21 protein-coding genes are annotated in these 19,228 nt (G+C 71.9%); 9 read left to right on the forward strand and 12 right to left on the reverse strand.

What is annotated here, in order from left to right:
* Positions 1-617: 617 nt before the first annotated feature.
* Positions 618-824, reverse strand: a complete 207-nt coding sequence (locus ABZV77_RS40845) for a DUF397 domain-containing protein (RefSeq protein ID WP_356268149.1) — start codon at positions 822-824, stop codon at positions 618-620.
* Positions 808-1,647: a helix-turn-helix transcriptional regulator gene (locus ABZV77_RS40850; protein ID WP_356268151.1), complete on the reverse strand. Its 840-nt coding sequence runs from the start codon at positions 1,645-1,647 to the stop codon at positions 808-810. Before ABZV77_RS40850 ends, ABZV77_RS40845 begins: the two co-directional genes overlap by 17 nt.
* A 129-nt stretch (positions 1,648-1,776) precedes the next feature.
* On the opposite strand from ABZV77_RS40850, the gene ABZV77_RS40855 reads away from it, so the two are divergent.
* Together ABZV77_RS40855 and ABZV77_RS40860 are read left to right on the forward strand one after the other, a co-directional pair.
* Entirely contained in the window at positions 1,777-1,986 is a 210-nt protein-coding gene (locus ABZV77_RS40855) for a hypothetical protein (RefSeq protein ID WP_055570094.1), read from the forward strand.
* Positions 1,983-2,303 (forward strand): hypothetical protein, encoded by a 321-nt coding sequence (locus ABZV77_RS40860; RefSeq protein ID WP_356268153.1) that lies wholly within the window; start codon positions 1,983-1,985, stop codon positions 2,301-2,303. The genes ABZV77_RS40855 and ABZV77_RS40860 overlap by 4 nt, the downstream gene beginning before the upstream one ends.
* Position 2,304: 1 nt before the next feature.
* Here the strand turns inward: ABZV77_RS40860 and ABZV77_RS40865 are convergent, their stop codons facing one another.
* The 5 genes from ABZV77_RS40865 to ABZV77_RS40885 form a co-directional block, all read right to left on the reverse strand.
* Positions 2,305-2,640 carry a helix-turn-helix domain-containing protein gene (locus ABZV77_RS40865; protein ID WP_356268155.1) on the reverse strand — a complete coding sequence of 112 codons (336 nt, stop codon included), beginning with the start codon at positions 2,638-2,640 and terminating at the stop codon, positions 2,305-2,307.
* On the reverse strand, positions 2,637-3,014 hold the full coding sequence (locus ABZV77_RS40870) for a type II toxin-antitoxin system RelE/ParE family toxin (RefSeq protein WP_356268157.1): 378 nt from the start codon (positions 3,012-3,014) through the stop codon (positions 2,637-2,639). Before ABZV77_RS40870 ends, ABZV77_RS40865 begins: the two co-directional genes overlap by 4 nt.
* Before the next feature lie 82 nt (positions 3,015-3,096).
* Positions 3,097-4,650, reverse strand: a complete 1,554-nt coding sequence (locus ABZV77_RS40875) for a PTS transporter subunit EIIC (RefSeq protein ID WP_356268159.1) — start codon at positions 4,648-4,650, stop codon at positions 3,097-3,099.
* Positions 4,651-4,701: 51 nt separating this feature from the next.
* Positions 4,702-5,682, reverse strand: coding sequence for an N-acetylmuramic acid 6-phosphate etherase (murQ, locus tag ABZV77_RS40880; protein WP_356268161.1), 981 nt, complete (start codon positions 5,680-5,682; stop codon positions 4,702-4,704).
* 46 nt (positions 5,683-5,728) lie between these two features.
* Complete coding sequence (locus ABZV77_RS40885; RefSeq protein WP_356268163.1) at positions 5,729-6,652, reverse strand: MurR/RpiR family transcriptional regulator; 924 nt, start codon at positions 6,650-6,652, stop codon at positions 5,729-5,731.
* Positions 6,653-6,779: 127 nt separating this feature from the next.
* Here ABZV77_RS40885 and ABZV77_RS40890 point away from each other — a divergent pair, with 127 nt between their 5' ends.
* Both ABZV77_RS40890 and ABZV77_RS40895 read left to right on the forward strand, forming a co-directional pair.
* Complete coding sequence (locus ABZV77_RS40890; protein WP_356268165.1) at positions 6,780-7,136, forward strand: hypothetical protein; 357 nt, start codon at positions 6,780-6,782, stop codon at positions 7,134-7,136.
* On the forward strand, positions 7,133-7,399 hold the full coding sequence (locus tag ABZV77_RS40895; RefSeq protein ID WP_356268167.1) for a DUF4031 domain-containing protein: 267 nt from the start codon (positions 7,133-7,135) through the stop codon (positions 7,397-7,399). The genes ABZV77_RS40890 and ABZV77_RS40895 overlap by 4 nt, the downstream gene beginning before the upstream one ends.
* Positions 7,400-7,427: 28 nt before the next feature.
* Here the strand turns inward: ABZV77_RS40895 and ABZV77_RS40900 are convergent, their stop codons facing one another.
* The 3 genes from ABZV77_RS40900 to ABZV77_RS40910 all read right to left on the reverse strand — a co-directional run bounded on the left by ABZV77_RS40900 (position 7,428) and on the right by ABZV77_RS40910 (position 10,570).
* On the reverse strand, positions 7,428-8,657 hold the full coding sequence (locus tag ABZV77_RS40900) for a Cmx/CmrA family chloramphenicol efflux MFS transporter (protein WP_356268301.1): 1,230 nt from the start codon (positions 8,655-8,657) through the stop codon (positions 7,428-7,430).
* Between the two features lie 124 nt (positions 8,658-8,781).
* Positions 8,782-9,858: a GNAT family N-acetyltransferase gene (locus tag ABZV77_RS40905; protein ID WP_356268168.1), complete on the reverse strand. Its 1,077-nt coding sequence runs from the start codon at positions 9,856-9,858 to the stop codon at positions 8,782-8,784.
* A gap of 25 nt (positions 9,859-9,883) precedes the next feature.
* On the reverse strand, positions 9,884-10,570 hold the full coding sequence (locus ABZV77_RS40910) for a hypothetical protein (protein ID WP_356268170.1): 687 nt from the start codon (positions 10,568-10,570) through the stop codon (positions 9,884-9,886).
* A 77-nt stretch (positions 10,571-10,647) separates the two neighbouring features.
* Between ABZV77_RS40910 and ABZV77_RS40915 the strand changes: the two genes are divergently transcribed.
* A complete protein-coding gene (locus ABZV77_RS40915) occupies positions 10,648-11,325 on the forward strand; it encodes a maleylpyruvate isomerase family mycothiol-dependent enzyme (protein ID WP_356268172.1) in 678 nt (225 codons plus the stop codon).
* Positions 11,326-11,406: 81 nt separating this feature from the next.
* Entirely contained in the window at positions 11,407-12,060 is a 654-nt protein-coding gene (locus tag ABZV77_RS40920; protein WP_356268173.1) for a CatB-related O-acetyltransferase, read from the forward strand.
* On the opposite strand, the gene ABZV77_RS40925 is transcribed toward ABZV77_RS40920, so the two are convergent.
* Positions 12,061-13,008 (reverse strand): hypothetical protein, encoded by a 948-nt coding sequence (locus tag ABZV77_RS40925; protein WP_356268175.1) that lies wholly within the window; start codon positions 13,006-13,008, stop codon positions 12,061-12,063.
* 167 nt (positions 13,009-13,175) lie between these two features.
* Between ABZV77_RS40925 and ABZV77_RS40930 the strand changes: the two genes are divergently transcribed.
* The 3 genes from ABZV77_RS40930 to ABZV77_RS40940 all read left to right on the forward strand — a co-directional run bounded on the left by ABZV77_RS40930 (position 13,176) and on the right by ABZV77_RS40940 (position 17,055).
* Entirely contained in the window at positions 13,176-15,494 is a 2,319-nt protein-coding gene (locus tag ABZV77_RS40930) for a heavy metal translocating P-type ATPase (protein ID WP_356268177.1), read from the forward strand.
* Between the two features lie 147 nt (positions 15,495-15,641).
* Complete coding sequence (locus tag ABZV77_RS40935; protein ID WP_356268179.1) at positions 15,642-16,340, forward strand: copper homeostasis protein CutC; 699 nt, start codon at positions 15,642-15,644, stop codon at positions 16,338-16,340.
* Between the two features lie 88 nt (positions 16,341-16,428).
* Entirely contained in the window at positions 16,429-17,055 is a 627-nt protein-coding gene (locus tag ABZV77_RS40940) for a DUF2165 domain-containing protein (protein WP_356268180.1), read from the forward strand.
* Here ABZV77_RS40940 and ABZV77_RS40945 read toward each other — a convergent pair.
* Entirely contained in the window at positions 17,052-19,151 is a 2,100-nt protein-coding gene (locus ABZV77_RS40945; protein ID WP_356268182.1) for an ATP-binding domain-containing protein, read from the reverse strand. The two genes, ABZV77_RS40940 and ABZV77_RS40945, sit on opposite strands and share 4 nt — an antisense overlap.
* Between the last annotated feature and the right edge of the window lie 77 nt (positions 19,152-19,228).

Below are 19,228 nucleotides of genomic sequence, written 5' to 3' on the forward strand. Positions count from 1 at the left end.
CGCGAGATCAGTGACGTGGGTGGCGGCGCGCGGGGTGTGGGAAGGGGGCGTGCGTGGGGACGGTTCGCAACTTTCCCAAAGTAGGTGCCGGGGTGAGGCGAGGGCCGTGTGCCCCGAGGGCGCTTCGGCCGTGGCGGGCGCGTGCACGTCGAGGCGGCTGGGCCCGCCCGCCCCGACCGTGAGGGCGACTCACGATGGACCGGTCCGCACCCGGCGATGAGAGTGGCTGACCCGAGCGGCGAGGCCGCACGCCTACGGTAAGGGCGGGTCACGTTGGGCCGGTCCGCACTCGGCCGCGAGAGCTGATGACCCGAGCGTCGAAGCCGCGCGTCTACGGTGAGGGTGACTCACGTTGGGCCGGTCTGCACCCGGCAGTGAAAGGGGATGGCCCGAGCAGAGAAGTCCGCCGCCTGACCCCTGGCCGTCCGGGTCATGGTCAACGTGCGGTGGAGGGACGGGAGTCAAGGGTGGAGCGCAGCGGAATCGGCGTAGCCGACGCGACCGTAGGGAGCGCCCTTTACTTCCGGCCCGGAGCCGCCACACTCCGCAAAACCCCGGGCGGCCCCGGTGACTTTCAAAGACGCAGGCCCACCGAAGCCCCCGGCGGCGTTCAGTGGTCAGCCCCGCTTGAGGTCCGACACGAACGCGGACCAGCTCGCGGCGCGGAACGTGAGGTGGGGGCCGGTGGGGTTCTTGGAGTCCCGGACGGGGACGGTGTCCGGATCGCCGTCGGATACTTCGAGGCAGTCGCCGCCGTCTCCGGCGCTGTGGGTGGACTTGCGCCAAGCGGTCGCGCTCGCGGCGTACTCAGGGTTGTTCCTCATGGGCGTAATCGTGCGCCATCGACTCGATTACGGCCAGGGAACGTTGGGGGGTATGGCCCAACGCCTGGAGGAGGCTGAACGTCATGTTGTGGCGGGCAACCGTCGCCGGGTCGTCGGTCAGCCGTCCTGTGTCCAGCCCTTCGAGGAAGCAGAGGGGCGGGGCATCGGCGAACTCCATGATCTTGAGGGACCCGCCCATCCCGGCATGCGCTCCGGCGCTGAACGGCAACACCTGCAGGATGACTCGGCGTCGGCGTGCCAGGTCGGCAACGTGGCGCAGAGCCTCTGCCATGGTCGCCGGGCCACCGACCGGGCGCTGGAGCGCGGCCTCGTCCAGTACCACCCACAACACCGGGGTTGTCGGATGGTCGATGAGGCAGGCGCGATCCATGCGGGTCGCCACCAGTTCCTTGATCTCGTCGTCCGTGGCCATCGGACGGTAGGTCCGGAACAACTCGGCGGCGTACGCCGGTGTCTGGAGCAGGCCCGGGATCAGTAGGGGCAGGTAATGCCTGATCGCCGTTGCGGACGCCTCTGCCTCCGCTGCCTCGGCGAAATGGTCGGGGTACTTGGACTTCGCGAGGGCCCCACAGTTGCGCGTAAAGAAGCCCTCCGTGCCGAGCTTCTCGTCGAAGTACACCGCGTACTCCATGTGCATCCGCCGCGTGCCCGACTCCAACTGCCCGATGAACGAACCGCTCACGAAGAGCGGCGCGCCCAGTGCCTCCTGGCTGAGGCCCGCCCGCTCGCGCGCATGGCGGAGTTCGCAGCCCAGCAGGGCCCGGGGGTTCGATGAGGGGTCGAGGTCTTTGGGGCGGGTCATGGGCGGCTCCTCCGTGACGCGCGGCGCCCGGACACGGAGGGGTGTTGGGTCGCCAGGGCTTTTAAGGCTACGCAGGGGCGGACACTCTGGGTGATGAAACGGCAACACTCGGTGTGAGAGGTAGTGGTCATGGCGCTGACGGCGGAGGAAAGGGTGCGGGCGGCCGAGGAGGCCGTACGGCAGTTGAAAGCGGGCCTCGCAGGGGCCGGGGTCACGTTGCCGTCGCTGCGGGTGGACCCGCTGAGCGTGTCCGGCGAGGGGCTGCCGCTCGTGGAGTTGGGGCGCTGCAACCTCGACACGGCGTTGCGGCTGGCCGCGGTGCTGGAGGGGGAGCGGTGAAGGAGGAGGACCCGAGGGTGCCGGAGACGGGGACGTACGCCGTCGACTACCGGGACGGGAGCGTGGGGCAGGTCATGGGGTGCGAGGGCGGACTCGTGCAGTTGCGGCCGCTGAAAGGGGGGCGTGAGTGGGACTGCCCACCGGACGCCGTGGGCGCGGCGCAGCCGGGGGAGGTGCTGCGGGAACGGGTGCGGGAGCTGAACCGGCAGTCCCAGAACGAGGCGTACGCGCAGGCCGGGCGGGTGCCGTTCGGGGAGCCCGGCAAGCCGCCCGCTCCGTTCGCGGCGACGGTCGACACCGGCGACTTTCCCGGCTGAGTCAGGCCGCTGGGTGTCCGATAAATCTGACCTCTTCGTGGTCGGCGTCGAGGGCGATATTCAGGGAGGCGTTCATGGCGGTGGCGACGCGGCGCAGGAGGGGCAGGGTCGGCACTGCATCCGCGCCCTCGATGCGGGAGATCTTGGCCTGGGTCAGACCGGCACGCTCGGCGACTTCCGCCTGGGTCAGGCCGAGTTCGGTGCGGCGGTCGTAGACGGCTTTGGCGAAGGTCATCGCGAGGCGGATCTCGGCACGCTCGGCCTCGATCTCGGGCGCTTCCACGATCCCCTCGCGGAGCTTCTGCTCGCGGGCCAGCTTCCACCGGGTGTGGCTCACTTCGAGTCTCCGTCCTCGGCTCGGTCGTACGTCAGATGGGCTGGACCGTGCTCGCTCTCGCACACTTTACGAGCCCGTACCGCACGGTCGACCTGCTCCTTTTCCCGTATCCGGGTTTTGTGGAAAACCGTGAGCAACACGATGCGGCGGTCGGCCGTGAACCAATAGGTGACCCGTGCGTCCTGCCCGTCCAGCGTCGGCCGGAGCTCGTACACCCCCTCGCGCAAGGGGCGCGCGAAAGGCATGGGGGTGGCCGTGCCCAGGCTCGCGAGCAAGTCCGCGTACTCCTCGACCTTTCGGTAGTGCCGATCGGTGAGGAGTTCGAGCCAGGTGCGGACTTCCGGCTCCAGTTCCACGTGGTAGGGGATGTCCATGCGGGAACCGTAATATGTCGTTGACGACATGCTAGCGGTTGCCGCCCCGCTTCGCTGGATCGGGTGACGGGCCGTGGTGCCGTCAGACCGCCGCCGGCGCCTTCGCCGGGTCCGTGGTCGTCGGCGGCGGTGTCGGCTCCGCTTCCGCTCGGGCCGAAGGCGACTCGCCCGCGTCGACGTCCGCGTTCAGCTCGACCAGCATCTGCTTGCTGAAGCCGAAGAAGTACGTGGCGACGAAGCCGACCAGATAGCCGACGAGGAGGCCGCCGCCGTAGATCGCGATCGTCAGGCCGAGGCCCTTGTTGCCGTCGAGGAGGGGGAAGAGCGCCCAGCCGGACGGGCCGATCGCCGTGGAGCCGACCTTGTCGCCGATCATCGAGAAGAAGCCGATGAACGCGCCGCCCGCGGCCCCGCCCACGCACGCCGTGATGAAGGGGCGGCCGAGGGGGAGGGAGACTCCGTAGATGAGCGGTTCGCCGACGCCGAGGAAGCCTGCGGGGAGCGCGGACTTGATCGTCGTACGGATCGACTTGTTGTGCTTGAGGCGCTTGTAGACCGCGATCGCGCAACCCACCTGGCCCGCGCCCGCCATCGCCAGGACGGGCAGCAGGACGGTGAAGCCCTGCTGCTCGATGAGCGTGGTGTGGATGGGGATCAGGGCCTGGTGCAGGCCCAGCATGACCAGGGGGAGGAAGAGGCCGCCGAGGACCAGGCCCGCGAACGCGCCCGTGTTGTCCAGGAGCCAGTTCGCCGCCGTGCCGATGCCGGTCGACACCTCGCCCGCGAGGAACATCAGGCCGAAGATCGTGACGAGGCCGGAGATGAGGACGGTCAGGGTGGGGGTGACGAGGACGTCCACCGCCTCCGGGACCCACTTCCTGCACCATTTCTCGACGTACGTGGCGAGGACCGCGGCGCCCAGCGCACCCAGCACGCCGCCCTGGCCGGGGGAGAGCTTCTGGCCGAACGCCTCGACGTTCGCCACGCCCGCGTACACGATGATCGCCGCGACCGCGCCGCCCAGGATCGGCGTACCGCCGAACTCCTTCGCCGTGTTGAAGCCGACGAACACCGCGATCAGCGCCATGAAGCCGGAGGCGATGGCGGCGAGCGCGGGGGTGATCGACGGCAGCCATTCCAGGTTGATCAGGAGGCCGTTGATGCCCGCGATGATGCCGCAGCCGATCAGGGCGGGGATCAGCGGCACGAAGATGTTCGCGATGCGGCGCAGGAAGAGCTTGAACGGCGTGGCGTTCTTCGCCTTGCGGGCTTCCTTGATGGCGGCGCCCTGGGATGCCAACTCGGCTGCGGTGAGGGTGTGTTCGCCGGTCCCGGCGGGGGCTTCGGCAGATGCTGCGGCGGGAGCTTCGGTGCGGCCCTCCGTCACCATGGCCTCGAACTCCGGGGTGACCCGGGCGACCGTGCCCGGGCCGAGCACGATCTGGTAGGTGTCGTCCTCGACCACGCCCATGACGGCGGGCAGCGCCTTCAGCGCCTCGTCCTGGACCAGGGAACGGTCGGCGAGGCCCAGGCGGAGCCGGGTCATGCAGTGGACTACGGACGTGACGTTCTGGGCGCCGCCGACGAGGGGGAGGATCGCGGCGGCGGTGGCGCGGTTCTTGTCATCAGGTGCCATGGTGCGGTGCCTTGCTGTGCTGGTGGCGCGGTGGCGCTGTGCCGGAGGGGGCTAGTCGGTCTTCGTGGTGCGGGAGTTGTCGAGGGCCGCGCGGAGGTGGCCGTCGGACGTGGCGAGGAGTTCGGCGGCGGTGGGGCCGTCGACCTGGCCGAGGATGGTGAGGATGGCGTTCTTCACCTCCCCGTCGGTGGCGGCGAGGGCGGCCTCGATCTCCTCGTCGGAGGCGCCGGTGGCGAGGGCGACGATCCGGCGGGAGCGGGCCCGCAGCTTCTCGTTCGACGCGCGCACGTCCACCATCAGGTTTCCGTACGTCTTGCCGAGGCGGATCATCGTGATCGTCGACAGCATGTTGAGGACGAGCTTCTGGGCCGTGCCCGCCTTCAACCGGGTCGAGCCGGTGAGGAGTTCGGGGCCGACGACGACCTCGATGCCGTGCTCGGCGGCGGCCGCGAGGGCGCTGTCCGCGTTGCAGGAGAGGCCGATGGTCAGCGCGCCGTAGCGGGCGCGGGCGTGCTCGACGGCGCCGATCGCGTACGGGGTGCGGCCCGATGCGGAGATCCCGACGACGACGTCGTCCTCGGTGAGGTTCAGGTCCTCCAGGTCCCCGGCGGCGAGCTCCTTGCTGTCCTCCGCGCCCTCGACCGCCTTGACCATGGCGCTCGGCCCGCCCGCGATGAGCCCGACGACCTCGCTCGGGTCGGTGTTGAAGGTGGGCGGGCACTCGGAGGCGTCGAGCACCCCGAGCCGTCCCGCGGTGCCCGCGCCCGCGTAGATCAGCCGGCCGCCGCGGGCCATGCGCTCGGCGGTGCCGTCGATGGCGGCGGCGATGGCGGGCAGTTGCTCGGCGACGGCGGCGGGCACGGAGGCGTCCTCGCCGTTCATGATCCGCGCGATCTCCAGGGTGGGCAGCCGGTCGATCTCGGAGAGCTCGGGCCGGAACGCCTCGGTGGTGAGGGTGGCGAGCTGGGCGCGGAGCTCCCCGTAGTTGTCGTTGGCGTCGTTCGTGCCGGTCGCGTCGGTGGTGGAGGTCATGAGGTCTGCGGCTCTTTCGTGTCCGGTGAGGAGGCTCGGTGGCGGGCTAGCGGCTGGTGCCGCGCGGGTGGTGGCGGTGGGCGAGCGCTTCGTAGGAGGCGGCGAGCGCGGGTGCCGCCGTCTCGTACGTCCGCTGCGCCACGCCCACGAACAGGCAGTCCACGACCAGGAGCTGGCTCGTACGGGACGACATCGCGGCGGGCCTCAGCTCGCTCTCGCGGGCCGTGGAGGTGGTCAGTATGTGATCGGCGTACTGCGAGACGGCCGCGCCGGGCCGTCCGGTGATCGCGATCGTGGTGGCGCCGTGCTCGAAGGCGACGCGGAGGGGTTCGATCACGTCGCCGGTCGAACCGGAGTGGGTGATCGCGATGGCCACGTCCTTGGCGCGCAGCGTCACGGCGTTGGTGACGGCGAGGTGCGGGTCGGAGTGGGCGTGCGCGATGTGCCCGATGCGGAGGAGCTTCTGCGCGAGGTCCTGGGCGACGAGGCCCGAGGCCGCGACGCCGTAGATCTCCACCCGGCGGGCGGTGGCGAGCGCGGCGACGGCGGCGCCGAGCTGCACGGTGTCGAGCCCGGCTGCGGTGTCGGCGAGGGTCTGCTGCTCGTCGTACGCCAGCTTCGCCACGACGTCCGCGATCGGGTCGTCGACGGCGATGTCCGCGGTGACGGCGGGGGCGCGGCCCGACTGCTGCTGGGCGGCGAGTCCGGCGAGGGCGAGGCGCAGGTCGCGGTAGCCGGGGTAGCCGAGGAGGCGGGCGGTGCGCACGACGGTCGCCTCGCTGGTGCCGGTGAGCTCGGCGAGGCCGGTGACCGTGAGGGCGGCGCATCCCGCGGGGTCGCCCGCGACGGCCTCGGCGACCCGCTGCATGGAGCGGGTCATCGACGGCGCGAGGGTCCGCACCTTGGCCGCGAGGGCGGCGGGGGCGGGGGGCGCGGCGTCCGCGAAAATTTCCTTCACATCATGGGTCACATTTGAAAGATATTTTCAGACCGGTGGCCGGGTCAAGACCCCGGAGGTCCCGAGCTCACCCGGGACCTTGGGCCCTCCGCTCACCCGGTCTTCTCTGCCGGGTTGCGTACGGGGCGACAATGGCTGCATGGACACGATCGACCCCTTGGAGCAGGCGTTGCACGCCGCTCGCGCCCTTGTACTCGCCGACCTGGTGGCCCGCGAGGTCGCCCAGTCCGAGGTCGTCTCGCTCGTCGAGGAGTCGGTGGCGCACCGCCGCTGGTGGGTCGAGCAGTGGCCGGAAGGCGTGGAGTACGTCGCCGGTCTCGTCGCCCAGGACGTCCAGGACGCGCTCCTGGAGCGGTTCGGGCGGTGGCCGCTGTGTCCGGTGTGCGGCGACGGCGACCCCCACGCGCTGGACGTGGAACCGGAGCTGGGCCCCGACCCGCACTGGGTCTGCGGCAAGGCGGGCGTGGTCGTCGCCCCGGTGGGCGGCCTGACGTGACCGTCTACATAGACCCGCCCACCTGGCCGGGTCACGGCCGCATGTGGTCCCACCTGGTCAGCGACGTCTCCTTCGAGGAGCTCCACGCGTTCGCGGCTGCGGTCGGCTGCCCGCCGCGCGCCTTCGAGCGCGATCACTACGACGTGCCCGCGGAGCGGTACGGGGACGCGGTGCGGGCGGGGGCGGTGGAGATCGGGTCCAAGGAGCTGGTGCGGAGGCTTACGGGGGCGGGGTTGCGGAGGCCTAAGGGGCGGCCTGCGTAGCGGGGTAGCGGGGTTGGGGTGGCCCCGGTCAGTTCCAGGAGGGGCTTTTGGTGATGTCCTCGGCAGGGTTGGGGGACACCGCCGGAGACGTGGTGATCACGCGGCTCGGGGTGGCCCTGCGGTGCAGGCGGAGGGAGACCGTCACCGCGATGATCGCCGTCGCCGTCATCGCCGCTCCCGCCCACGCCGTCGCCTCGTAGCCGAGCTTCAGGTCGATCACTGTGCCGCCCAGCCACGGGCCGCCCGTGTTGCCGAGGTTGAACGCGGCGGTCGTGGTCGCGCCCGCGAGGGTGGGGGCGGCTCCCGCGACGTTGAACATGCGGGCGTTGAGCGCCGGGGCCGTGTAGAACGCGGAGACGCCGAGCAGGAACGAGAGCGTGATCGCGGCGGCGGGGGTGGCGGCGAACAGGGCCAGGGAGATCAGGAAGACCGTTGATGCGGCGATGCCGCTCAGGAGGACGCCGAAGAGGTGGGCGTCGGCCACGCGGCCGCCGATCGTCGTGCCGACCAGGGCGCCCGCGCCGAAGAGCCCGAGGATGGTCGGGACCCAGCTCTCGGAGAGGCCCGCCACGTCCGTGAGGAGCGGCGAGAGGTACGAGAACGCGCAGAAGACGCCGCCCGCGGCGAGCGCGGTGACGGCGATCGACAGCCACACCTGGCGGTCCCCGTAGATCGACAGCTCCTTCTTCAGCTGGGGCTTCTCGGCGGGGAGCGGGATGCGGGGGATCAGGGTGAGGACGCCGACGAGCGCGATGGCGGAGGCCGCGCCGACGGCCCAGAAGGCCGAGCGCCAGCCCAGGTTCTCGCCGAGGAAGGCGCCCGCGGGGACGCCGAGCACGTTGGCGATGGACAGGCCGCCGATCATGACCGCCATGGCGCGGGCCCGCTGGTTGAAGTCGACCATCGCGATGGCGACCGCCGCGCCGACCGCCCAGAAGCCCGCGCAGGCGAGGGCGCTGACGACGCGGGACGCGAAGAGGATCTCGTAGGTCGGGGCGAGGGCACCGGCGACCTGGCCCAGGCCGAAGACCGTGATGAGGGCGATGAGGGTGGTGCGGCGGGGGAGGCGGAGGGTCGCCACGGCGAGGAGCGGGGCGCCGATGACCATGCCGATGGCGAAGGCCGAGATGAGGAGCCCGGCGCGGGGGATGGAGACGTTCATGTCGTCGGCGATGGGCGGGAGGAGCCCGGAGAGCATGAACTCACTGGTGCCGAGCGCGAAGACGGCGAGGCCGAGCATGTAGACGGCTATGGGCATGCGGGTGGCCGCGCCGGGCTTGGGCGAGGGGACGGAGTTCGGCATAACAGGAGTGAACGTTGGGGTGGCTGCTGTCATTCCCGGGGGCGGCCGCACTGCCGCCGCGAAGCGGCGGGCTTGAGGCTCAGGCCCGGTGCAGTCCGTACGCGTAGTGCGGCGTGCGGTCCGGGAGGCGGGTGTAGCCCGCGCCCGTGGCCACCTTCTGGGACGCCGTGTTCTCGGGGGTGGTGAGGGCCAGGAGGGACTGGACCTCGGGGTGGGTGAGGGCCCAGGCGGAGAGGGCGCGGAGGGCCGGTGCCGCGTAGCCGTGGCCGCGAGCCTGCTCCACCAGGTCGTAGCCGACCTCGACGCACCCGTCGTCGTCCGGGGCACCGTGGAAGCCCATGCCGCCGACGGCCAGCTCGTCCGCGGTGCGGACCAGGGCGTACAGGCCCCACCCGGGCCGGTGCACCCCGGCGACGTACGCCTTGAACACCGTCCCCGCGGCCGCCCGCGTACCGCCGAAGGGGGCGCCGCCCAGCCAGGTGAGTCCGCCCGTGCCGCCCTCCGCGAGGTCCGCCGCGGCGGCGGGGGTGACCTCGCGCAGCGAGAGGTCGCCCGCGGGCAGGGCGTGGGGGTTGTGCCAGCGCCAGTGGGTGGGGCGGGCGCGGCCCGGCAGGTCGCCGCGGCCCGTGGCCCAGAGCAGGGTCGTCCAGGGCGTGCCGCCCACGGGGGTCGGCGGGACGTGCGGGAAGAGGTGGGAAAGGACCGCCTCGCAGAGTGCGGCGGGCGGCTCCGTGGCCACGCCGAGCGCGCTCGCGATGTCGTACGAGTGGAGCAGGGCCTCCGTGACGCCCATCGCCGCGAAGCCCGACGCGTTCGCGGCGCCGGACGGGTAGGAGTGGTAGGCGCGGATGCCGGGCGGCGTCGTGCGGACCACCGCGGACAGGATGCCGCCGGACGCCTCGATCGCGTGGATCGCTCCCTCGGGGCCCGTGCCCTCGTCGAACGCGGAATCGATCGGGAGCCATCCGTCGGTGGCGCGGCCCGTCAGCTGGCCCGCGTACGCGGTGAGGACCCCCGCGATGTGTTCCGCCGTCTTCAGGCAGCTCCAGTCGAGCCCGCCCGCCTCGACGCTCCAGTCGCGGTCGGCCCCCGCACGCAGCACCCCGGCCGCGTACGCCACGGCCTCGTCGATCTGGTCCCCACCCATGTGAATCATGGGGGTGAGCGTACGTAAGGCCGGTTCAGGGGGACAGGAGTTTTAGTTCCGTCGCCAGGTTCTCGCGGGCCGGGGTCTCCCAGTTCGATGTCCCGTACGGGGTGCGGAACAGCCGGGGGAGTGCCATGAGCTGGCGCAGGACCTCCGCCCTGCCCTGGCGGAACGCCTCGTCCGGCACGAACGCGTACTCCTCGCGGATCGCCGCCGCATACGCCGCGTACGCGTCCGAGGGCGCCGCGAGGATCGCCAGGTCGGCGTCGCACAGCGCCTCGCCGTTGGTGTCGCCCTCGTCGGGGTCGTGCGTGACGGTGAGGCGGACCAGGCGTGCGACCTCCGTCGTCTGCTCCTCCGTCAGGCCCGCCTCGGGCAGCGCCCGTTCGGCAAGGCGGGCCGAGCGCTCCTCGTTCTCGGAGCGGTCGGGTGCGTACACCGCGTCGTGGAACCAGGCGGCCAGGCGGACGAGTTCGGGGTCATCGGCGTGCTCTTCCAGTACGTCGATGTGGTCCAGGACCGCCGCCAGGTGATCGGTGGTGTGGTAGCGGCGCTGCGGCTCGGCCCAGCGGGCGAGGAGCCGCTCCGCGAACGGCGCGGGGTCGGGGCCGGGCGTGCCGGGGGTGCCCGTGCCGGATGCGGCGGGCGTGCCGGGCGTGCCTCCGCTCGCGCGGAGCAGAGTCGCGGCCCAGCGGGCGTGGAGGTCCTTGTCGTCGGCCATGCGTCGACCCTAGCCCGCGGGCCCCGGGGGCACGGGTGGCCGTTGCCATGCGCCGCCGGACACGGTTGGCTGCCGCCATGACCGTCATCGACGAGAAGACTTACGAACCGGAGCGCGCCGGACGCCTCCTCCGCGCCGAACGCGACGCCCTCGTACCGCTGTTGCGGGCCGCTCCCGACGATGCGTACGAGATCCGCAGCTGCTGTCCGGGCTGGACCGTGCGCCATGTGCTCGCGCACTGCAGCTCGGCGCTGATGCGGGTGGTGGAGGGCCGCTTCGAGGAGGGCGTGTACTCGCCCGAGTGCAACGAACGCGACATCGCCGAGCGCGCCGACTGGCCCAACTCCCGTGTCGTGGACGAGCTGGAGCACGCCATGACGGAGGCCGGGCCCGTCATAGCCGCGGCCAAGGGGCACCTCGACGGGGTCGCGCTGGGCGAGTGGGTGCACGCCGGAGACGTCCGCGAGGCCTGGGGGAAGCCGGGCGCGTACGGGGGCGACGGGCTCGTGGACGCGCTGGCCCTGCTGGCGCAGTTCAGCAGGTCGGCGCATGCCGCCGCGCCGCTGCCGCTGCACGCGGACATCGACGGCAGGGACGAGCCGCTGATCCTGGGCGTCGCCGACGGCAAGCGGCCGCCCGCCCGCTACATCGGGGACGCCCCGACGCTGATCCGGCTCTGCACCGGGCGGCCGCTGGCCGGTACGCGGTACGAGCTGGCGGGCGCCACGGAAAAGGAGTTGCCGCTGTTCGACTGACGGGGATCATGGGACGGACCGTCCGATGACAAGGATCATGGGACGGTCCGTCCGACGAGTCTGCCGAGGAGTTCCCGCGCGATGCCTACCGGACCTGCCGTTCCCGCCGACCCGACCGTGGTGCATCCGATGCCGGAGCAGCCCCGCGTGGTGCTGCTCAAGCCGCTCGTGACCTCGCCGCTCATCGAGGTCGGGGACTTCTCGTACTACGACGATCCCGATGACCCGACCGCCTTCGAGACCCGCAACGTGCTCTATCACTACGGTCCGGAGCGGCTGGTCATCGGGAAGTTCTGTGCGCTGGGGGAGGGCGTGCGGTTCATCATGAACGGCGCCAACCACCGGATGGACGGGCCCTCGACCTTTCCGTTCCCGATCATGGGCGGGTCGTGGAGCGAGCACTTCGACCTGATCAGCGGGTTGCCGGGGCGGGGCGACACGGTCATCGGCAACGACGTCTGGTTCGGCTACCGGTCGACCGTCATGCCGGGCGTCCGGATCGGGCACGGCGCGGTCATCGCCTCGGGCGCCGTGGTCGTCGACGACGTGCCCGACTACGGAATCGTCGGCGGCAATCCGGCCAAGCTGATCCGGCGCCGCTTCGGCGACGACGACATCGCCCGGCTGCTCGAACTCGCCTGGTGGGACTGGCCCGTCGAGCATCTGACCGAGCACGTCCGGGCCGTCATGTCGGGCAGTGTCGAGGAGCTGGCGGCGGTGGCGCCGGGCAAGTAGTCAGTGCTGGTGGCCGCCGCCGTCCTGCTCGGGCTTCGCGGGCTGCTCCGGCTCCGCGGACTTCTCGGGCTGCGCCGCCCCGCCCGCGTGCACCGTGAACGCCGCCGTGCGGACCTTGCCCTCGTGCTTGAAGTCCAGGAACAGGCGGTACGCGCCCTTGCTCGGCGCCGCCGTGCCGAACGAGATGCCGGGGCCCGCCTTCGTCCTGCTGTCGCCGGGCGTGCCGTTCGGGTGGACGTGGAGGTAGGCCAGATCACCCGACCGCAGGGCCACCAAGTGGCCGTACGCCCCCAGGTAGGGCTGCAGGTCGGTCACCGGCCTGCCGTTCTTCGCCACGCTCAGGGTGAGGTCGCCGCCCGCGCCCGTCTTCAGCTCGCCCTTCAGCGTGACGTCGTAGCCGTCGACCTTCGCGGTGGTGCTGTGCGCGGGCAGCACCTTCGGCTCGTACGCTCCCGCCACGCCGAGGTCCGCGCCCAGCGTCAGGCCCTCCTTCGCGCGCTCGGGGCGGAAGTCGGCGAAAACGCGGTAGCCGCCCGCCTCGGGCAGCCGGACCGGGGTCGACCAGGTGCCGTCCGCCGCGCGCGTCGGGTGCAGGTGGCGGTAGGTCGTCAGGTCGCGTGAGGCGACGATGAGGTGCAGTTCCTTGTCGTGCTCCTTGGCGTACGAGGTGACGTTCCGGCCCGTCGCGTCCTCGACGACGGTGAAGCGGAGCTGCTGCTTCTTGTCCGCCTCGATGCGGGTGCTCGCCAGGTTCAGCGTGTAGCCGCCGTCGGAGATCTGCAGGCCGCCGGGCGCCTTCTTCGCCGGTTCCGGTGTGTGCCGCGCCATGGAGTCCTCGTTCTTGTCCCTGTCCGTGACGGGGTCGATGCCCGTGCCCACGCCGTACGCGGTGCCGAAGGTCGCGGCGACGGCCGCGGCGAATGCGGTGATCTTCAGGCCGGTGTTCATGACGGCTCCCCATGCAGGTCGAAGTAGTGTCTCGAAGATACCCCCCTGGGGTATGAAGTCAAGCGGTCGTTCACCCTTGCGTTGAGTACCCCCCAGGGGTATACATGGATCTCGTCAGCGATACCCGGGCCGGGTATCGGAGTCCCATCCGTACAGGAGACCCAGACATGGCCACCACCACACCCGGTGCCGCCGAGGCGGCCGCGTCCGCCGCGTCCGCCGCAGAGGTCGAACTCGCCATCGGTGGCATGACCTGCGCCTCCTGCGCCGCCCGGATCGAGAAGAAGCTCAACCGCATGGACGGCGTCGAGGCGACCGTCAACTACGCCACCGAGAAGGCGAAGGTCACCTACCGCGGCGACGACGTCTCCGTGCGGGACCTGATCGCCACCGTCGAGGCAACCGGCTACACCGCACAGGAACCCGCCCCCGTGCGCACCGGGAGCGACGGGGGCGGCGGCGACGGCGGCGACGGCGGCGACGAGGAGCGGGCCGCCGCCGAGGAGCTGCGGCCGCTGCGGCAGCGGCTCACCGCCGCCGTCCTGCTCTCCGTGCCGGTCATCGCGATGGCGATGGCCCCCGCGCTGCAGTTCGAGTACTGGCAGTGGCTGTCGCTCACGCTGGCCGCGCCCGTCGTGACGTACGCGGCCTGGCCCTTCCACAAGGCGGCGTTCACCAACGCCCGGCACGGCGCGGCCACCATGGACACGCTGATCTCCGTCGGCACGTCGGCGGCGTTCCTCTGGTCCCTGTGGGCGCTTTTCTTCGGCACCGCGGGCACGCCCGGGATGACGCACCCCTTCGAGCTGACCATCGCCAGGAGCGACGGCGCAGGGAACATCTATCTGGAGGCCGCGGCCGGTGTCACCGCGTTCATCCTCGCCGGGCGCTACTTCGAGGCCCGGTCGAAGCGGAAGGCCGGGGCCGCGCTCAAGGCGCTGCTCCAGCTCGGGGCCAAGGACGTCACTGTGGTGCGGGACGGCGGGCGCGAAGAGACTGTTCCCGTAAGCGAGTTGAAGGTCGGTGACCGCTTCCTCGTCCGGCCCGGCGAGAAGATCGCCACGGACGGCAAGGTCGTCGAGGGTTCGTCGGCCGTGGACGCCTCCATGCTCACCGGCGAGTCCGTGCCCGTCGAGGTCGGCGCGGACGACGCGGTCACCGGAGCCACCCTCAACGTCGGCGGACGGCTCGTCGTCGAGGCCACCCGGGTCGGCGCCGACACCCAGCTCGCCCGCATGGCCAAGCTCGTCGAGGACGCGCAGAACGGCAAGGCGGCCGCCCAGCGCCTGGCCGACCGGATCTCCGCGGTGTTCGTGCCGGTCGTCATCGGCCTGGCGCTCGCCACCCTCGGCTTCTGGCTCGGCAACGGGGCCGGTCTCACCGCCGCGTTCACCGCCGCGGTCGCCGTACTGATCATCGCCTGCCCGTGCGCCCTGGGCCTCGCCACGCCGACCGCCCTCATGGTCGGCACCGGCCGCGGCGCCCAGCTCGGCATCCTCATCAAGGGCCCGGAGGTCCTGGAGTCCACCCGCAAGGTCGACACCATCGTCCTGGACAAGACGGGGACGGTGACGACGGGCCGGATGACCCTCCTCGCCACCCACACCGCCCCCGGCACCCCGGCCGTCGACGTCCTGCGCCTGGCCGGTGCGCTGGAGCACTCCTCGGAGCACCCCATCGCCCGCGCCGTCGCCGCCGGTGCCGCCGCCGAGGTGGGCGAGCTGCCCGTGCCCGAGGACTTCGCCAACGTCGCGGGGCTCGGCGTGCAGGGCATCGTCGAGGGGCATGCGGTCCTGGTCGGCAGGACGCAGCTGCTCGGGGAGTGGGAGATCCGGCTGCCCGTCGAGCTGGAGCGCGCCAAGGCCGAGGCCGAGGCCGCGGGACGTACCGCCATCGCGGTCGCCTGGGACGGCGAGGCGCGGGCGGTCCTGGAGGTCGCCGACGCGGTCAAGGACACCAGTGCCGAGGCCATCGAGCGGCTGCGTGCGCTCGGGCTGACCCCGATCCTGCTGACCGGCGACAACAAGGCGGTCGCCGCGTCGGTCGCCGCGGAGGTCGGCATCGCCCCGGACGACGTGATCGCCGAGGTCATGCCGCAGGACAAGGTCGACGTGGTGAAGCGGCTGCAGGCCGAGGGGCGCAGCGTGGCCATGGTCGGCGACGGCGTCAACGACGCGGCCGCCCTGGCCCAGGCCGACCTGGGGCTCGCGGTGGGCACGGGCACGGACGCCGCGATCGAGGCCGGTGACCTGACGCTCGTACGGGGCGACCTGCGGGCGGCGGCCGACGCGATCAGGCTCTCGCGCCGCACCCTCGGCACCATCAGGTCGAACCTGTTCTGGGCCTTCGCCTACAACGTCGGCGCGCTGCCGCTGGCCGCCGCAGGTCTGCTCAACCCGATGATCGCGGGCGCGGCCATGGCGTTCTCGTCCGTCTTCGTGGTCGGGAACAGCTTGAGGCTGCGGGGATTCAAGCCGCTGTCCTGACGGGGTTTCCCGCGGATTCTCCGCATGTTTCCCTCACCCCGGTGCGAGCGACTCGCCTCGCGCCGGGGTGTTCTGCGCGTAGGCTGGTAATTGGACTAGACCTATGTGCCCGGGATCGCGACCAGTGAGCAGAAGGAAGAGACATCCATGAGCAAGCGTGCAGTCCTGGAGGTGATCGCCCTCGACGTCGAGGACGCGGTCGCCGCCCAGGCCGGCGGAGCGGACCGCCTCGAGCTGGTGACCGACATGGCCGCGGACGGCCTCACCCCGTCCCGCGAGACCTTCGCCGCCATCCGCTCCTCCGTCGACATCTCGCTGCGCGTCATGCTCAGGCTGGCCGACGGGTTCGCCGCGGGCGATGTCGGTGAAGTCGATGACCTGCTCCGCCGCGCCCGTGAGCTCAGGAGCGAGGGCGCCGACGAGTTCGTGCTCGGCTTCCTCGACGAGGCGGGCGGCGCCGACCTGCCCGCCGTGGAAGCCCTGGTGGACGCCCTCGACGGCTGCCGCTGGACCTTCCACCGGGCGATCGACCGCGCCGCCGACCGCGACGCCCTGCGCAAGCAGCTCGCCGACCTGCCAGGACTGGACACCTACCTCACCGCGGGCTCCGCGGCCGGTGTCGACGAGGGCCTGCCGACCCTGCTCGCCGAGGCGGCCCGGCGCGGCGAGCCCGGCTACGAACCGCAGCTCCTCATCGGCGGCGGCCTGCGCCTCGACCATCTGCCGGGGCTGCTGGCCGCCGGTGTCGACGCGTTCCACATCGGCGGGGCCGCCCGCCCCGACGGCTGGTCGGCGCCCGTCTCCGCCCCGGCGGTCGCCCAGTGGCGGGCCGCGCTCGACGGCTGATCCACCTCATCGTTCCACCGCGTGATCGTTCCTCGTGATCGTTCCTCCGCGGGACGCGATAGAACTGGGTCGACACTGAGGGGACTTCATGCCGACACCAGAACACCCGCGTCCCGCGGAGCGCATGCTCGCGGCCGGAACACTGCCCGTGGCCGCGACGCTGCTCACCGGAACGATCGCGCTCTACATCGCACTCGTCGCGTTCGGGAACATCACCGACTTCGAGACCAACCAGCAGTTCGTACGCCATGTCCTCGCGATGGACACCACCTTCAAGGACAACGGCCTGCGGTGGCGCGCGGTGGATTCCACCGCGCTGCAGGACACCGCGTACGTCGCCATCATCGCCTGGGAGACCCTGGCCGCACTGATCCTCGGCACGTCGACGGTCCTGTGGGCCCGCGCCCTGCGGCGGCCCCAGGGGCTGCGCCGGGCCCAACTGACGGGCAGCATAGGCCTGATGATGATCCTCCTCCTCTTCGGAGTGGGCTTCATCGGGATCGGCGGCGAATGGTTCGCCATGTGGCAGTCGGAGGCCTGGAACGGCCTGGACGCGGCCATCCGCATGGTCACGTTCGCTGGCATCGTGCTCATCGCCACGCATCTGCCTGCCGCCTCGGAGCCGGGCCGCGCGACGTCCGCCGCGCCGTCCGCCGCGTCGGCGGACGGCCTCGAAGACGGCCTCAAGGACGGTCTCAAGGAGGGCAGACCCTAAGCCAGTTGCCCGGGCAGCTCGGCCGCGTGCACGACGATCAGGCCCGACACGGCACGGGTCAGCGCCACGTACAGACGGCGCAGGCCCGTCCGCTCGTCGGGCTCACCGGCCACGACGGCGGAGGGCTCGTCGAGCACCACGTAGTCGTACTCCAGGCCCTTGGCGAGGGACGCGGGCACGAGCGTGAGCCGGGTGTCGGGCGTCGTCTCCTGGCCGGGGTCGAGGTAGGTGAACCCGGCCGCCGTCAGCGCCGCCGCCAGCGCGGGAATCCGGTCGTCCGCCGCGATCAGGCCGACGGAACCCTCCTGCCGCAGCGACTCCGCGCACGCGTCTAGGCAGGCGGCGTCCAGGGGTGCGTCCAGGGCTGCGTTGTCTTCGGTGGCTCCGGTGGCTCCGGCCTCCGTCACCCGGCGCACCGCGAGCGAACCCGGTGACTCACGCACCGAGTCGACCGCCGCGAGGCCCGGCGCGATGTCCGGCAGCAGCCGCGAGGCGTACGCGATGACCTCCCGCGGCACGCGGAAACCTGCCGTCAGCTCCTCCACCACCGCGCTCCCCTTGCCGAGGTGCGCGAGGGCCTCGTCCCAACTCCGCGTCGCCCAGGGCGTGGTGCCCTGCGCGAGATCGCCCAGCACCGTCGCCGAGCCGGTCGTGCAGCGGCGGCCCACCGCCCGGTACTGCATGGGTGACAGGTCCTGCGCCTCGTCGAGCACCACATGGCCCAGGGAGTGGGTGCGCGCGACCAGGTCGGTGGCCTCGTCGATCAGGACGGCGTCCGCGGCGGACCACTTGGCGCTCTTCACGCTCCGGGCGGGCTTCGCCCACAGCACGGCCTGCTGCTCGTCCTCGCTCAGGACCCCCTGTGCGTGCGCGGCCAGGAAATCGGCGTCGGACAGCAGTCGCAGCACGAGCTTCGCGGGCTCGACGGGCGGCCAGACGGCCTTGACCGCTGCTTTCACGGCGGCGTTGCGGGCCACCGCGTCCTGCACCCGGTCGTCCGGTGCCTCGCCCGCCTGCTCCATGCGGACCAGCACGGCGTGCGCGATGCGCTGCGGCAGGGCGTCCCGCGCGGCGCCGTACCTGATATCCCGGGCCAGCAACTCCTTGACGATCTCCTCCAGTTCGTACGCCGGGACGCGCCATCTGCGCGATCCGCGCACGACCATGACGGGCTCGGTGGGCAGGGTGACGTGCGACCGCACGGCGTTGCGCAGCACCTGGGCCATGCGGGCGTCGCCCTTGACCAGGGCGGCCGCTGAATCGTCCGTGCCGCGCACCTCCACGTGGGCGACGAGGTCGTCGACGGTGGCCTGCTTGACCTCCAGCTCGCCGAGCGCGGGCAGGACCTGCTCGATGTAGTGCAGGAAGGAGGCGTTCGGGCCGATGACGAGGGTGCCCGTGCGGGCCAGGCGCTCCCGGTGCGCGTACAGCAGGTAGGCGACCCTGTGCAGGCCTACGGCGGTCTTTCCCGTTCCGGGGCCGCCCTGTACGCACACGCTGCCGCTCAGGCCGCTGCGGACGATCTCGTCCTGTTCGGGCTGGATGGTGGCGACGATGTCCCGCATCGGGCCCACGCGCGGCCGCTCGATCTCCTGCTGGAGGAGCTTGCTCGTCTGCTCGGCCTCCGTGGCGTCGCTGAGGTGCTCGTCCTCGTACGCGGTGAGGTCCCCGGACGTGTAGCCGAAGCGGCGGCGCAGCGCGATGTCCATCGGGTCCTTCTTCGAGGCCCGGTAGAACGGCTGGGAGACCGGTGCGCGCCAGTCGATCACCATCGGGTCCCCGTCGGCGTCGTGCACGTGCCGCCGGCCGATGTAGAACTGCTCGCCCTCCGCGCCCTCGGCCTGCTCGGCGCCGGGCGCGTGCAGGTAGTCCAGGCGGCCGAAGAACAGCGGGGTGTGCGCGAGGTCGGCGAGGGACTTGATGCGCTCGTCGATCTGCCGTTCCAGGACGGCGGCGTTCACCCAGTTCGCGGTGACGTCACGGATGTCGAGGGCCTCGGCGTCCTCACGCATGGCGCGCAGGGCGGAACGGGACGCGGCCAGGTGGCCGCGCTCCCGGGCGAGCGGGTCGGACTCGGACTGGGCGTGCGCGTGCACGGGGGGCCTCCGGCGGTTCAGCGGTGTCGTGTGCGAGGTGACCGGCCGGTTTCCGTCCGGGCGGCGGCGCTCCGCGG

This window comes from Streptomyces sp. NPDC004732 (genome assembly GCF_040609235.1).
GTDB lineage: Bacteria > Actinomycetota > Actinomycetes > Streptomycetales > Streptomycetaceae > Streptomyces.

What these genes read in the sequence shown, in the direction of transcription:
- murQ (WP_356268161.1), bottom strand. Translation starts at nt 5,682, where the DNA reads ATGACCTCCACCACCGACGCGACCGGCACGAACGACGCCAACGACAAC.
- ABZV77_RS40915 (WP_356268172.1), top strand. Translation starts at nt 10,648, where the DNA reads ATGACCGTCATCGACGAGAAGACTTACGAACCGGAGCGCGCCGGACGC.
- ABZV77_RS40845 (WP_356268149.1), bottom strand. Translation starts at nt 824, where the DNA reads ATGAGGAACAACCCTGAGTACGCCGCGAGCGCGACCGCTTGGCGCAAG.
- ABZV77_RS40875 (WP_356268159.1), bottom strand. Translation starts at nt 4,650, where the DNA reads ATGGCACCTGATGACAAGAACCGCGCCACCGCCGCCGCGATCCTCCCC.
- ABZV77_RS40925 (WP_356268175.1), bottom strand. Translation starts at nt 13,008, where the DNA reads ATGAACACCGGCCTGAAGATCACCGCATTCGCCGCGGCCGTCGCCGCG.
- ABZV77_RS40890 (WP_356268165.1), top strand. Translation starts at nt 6,780, where the DNA reads ATGGACACGATCGACCCCTTGGAGCAGGCGTTGCACGCCGCTCGCGCC.
- ABZV77_RS40930 (WP_356268177.1), top strand. Translation starts at nt 13,176, where the DNA reads ATGGCCACCACCACACCCGGTGCCGCCGAGGCGGCCGCGTCCGCCGCG.
- ABZV77_RS40850 (WP_356268151.1), bottom strand. Translation starts at nt 1,647, where the DNA reads ATGACCCGCCCCAAAGACCTCGACCCCTCATCGAACCCCCGGGCCCTG.
- ABZV77_RS40910 (WP_356268170.1), bottom strand. Translation starts at nt 10,570, where the DNA reads ATGGCCGACGACAAGGACCTCCACGCCCGCTGGGCCGCGACTCTGCTC.
- ABZV77_RS40905 (WP_356268168.1), bottom strand. Translation starts at nt 9,858, where the DNA reads ATGATTCACATGGGTGGGGACCAGATCGACGAGGCCGTGGCGTACGCG.
- ABZV77_RS40900 (WP_356268301.1), bottom strand. Translation starts at nt 8,657, where the DNA reads ATGCCCATAGCCGTCTACATGCTCGGCCTCGCCGTCTTCGCGCTCGGC.
- ABZV77_RS40940 (WP_356268180.1), top strand. Translation starts at nt 16,429, where the DNA reads ATGCCGACACCAGAACACCCGCGTCCCGCGGAGCGCATGCTCGCGGCC.
- ABZV77_RS40935 (WP_356268179.1), top strand. Translation starts at nt 15,642, where the DNA reads ATGAGCAAGCGTGCAGTCCTGGAGGTGATCGCCCTCGACGTCGAGGAC.
- ABZV77_RS40855 (WP_055570094.1), top strand. Translation starts at nt 1,777, where the DNA reads ATGGCGCTGACGGCGGAGGAAAGGGTGCGGGCGGCCGAGGAGGCCGTA.
- ABZV77_RS40870 (WP_356268157.1), bottom strand. Translation starts at nt 3,014, where the DNA reads ATGGACATCCCCTACCACGTGGAACTGGAGCCGGAAGTCCGCACCTGG.
- ABZV77_RS40920 (WP_356268173.1), top strand. Translation starts at nt 11,407, where the DNA reads ATGCCTACCGGACCTGCCGTTCCCGCCGACCCGACCGTGGTGCATCCG.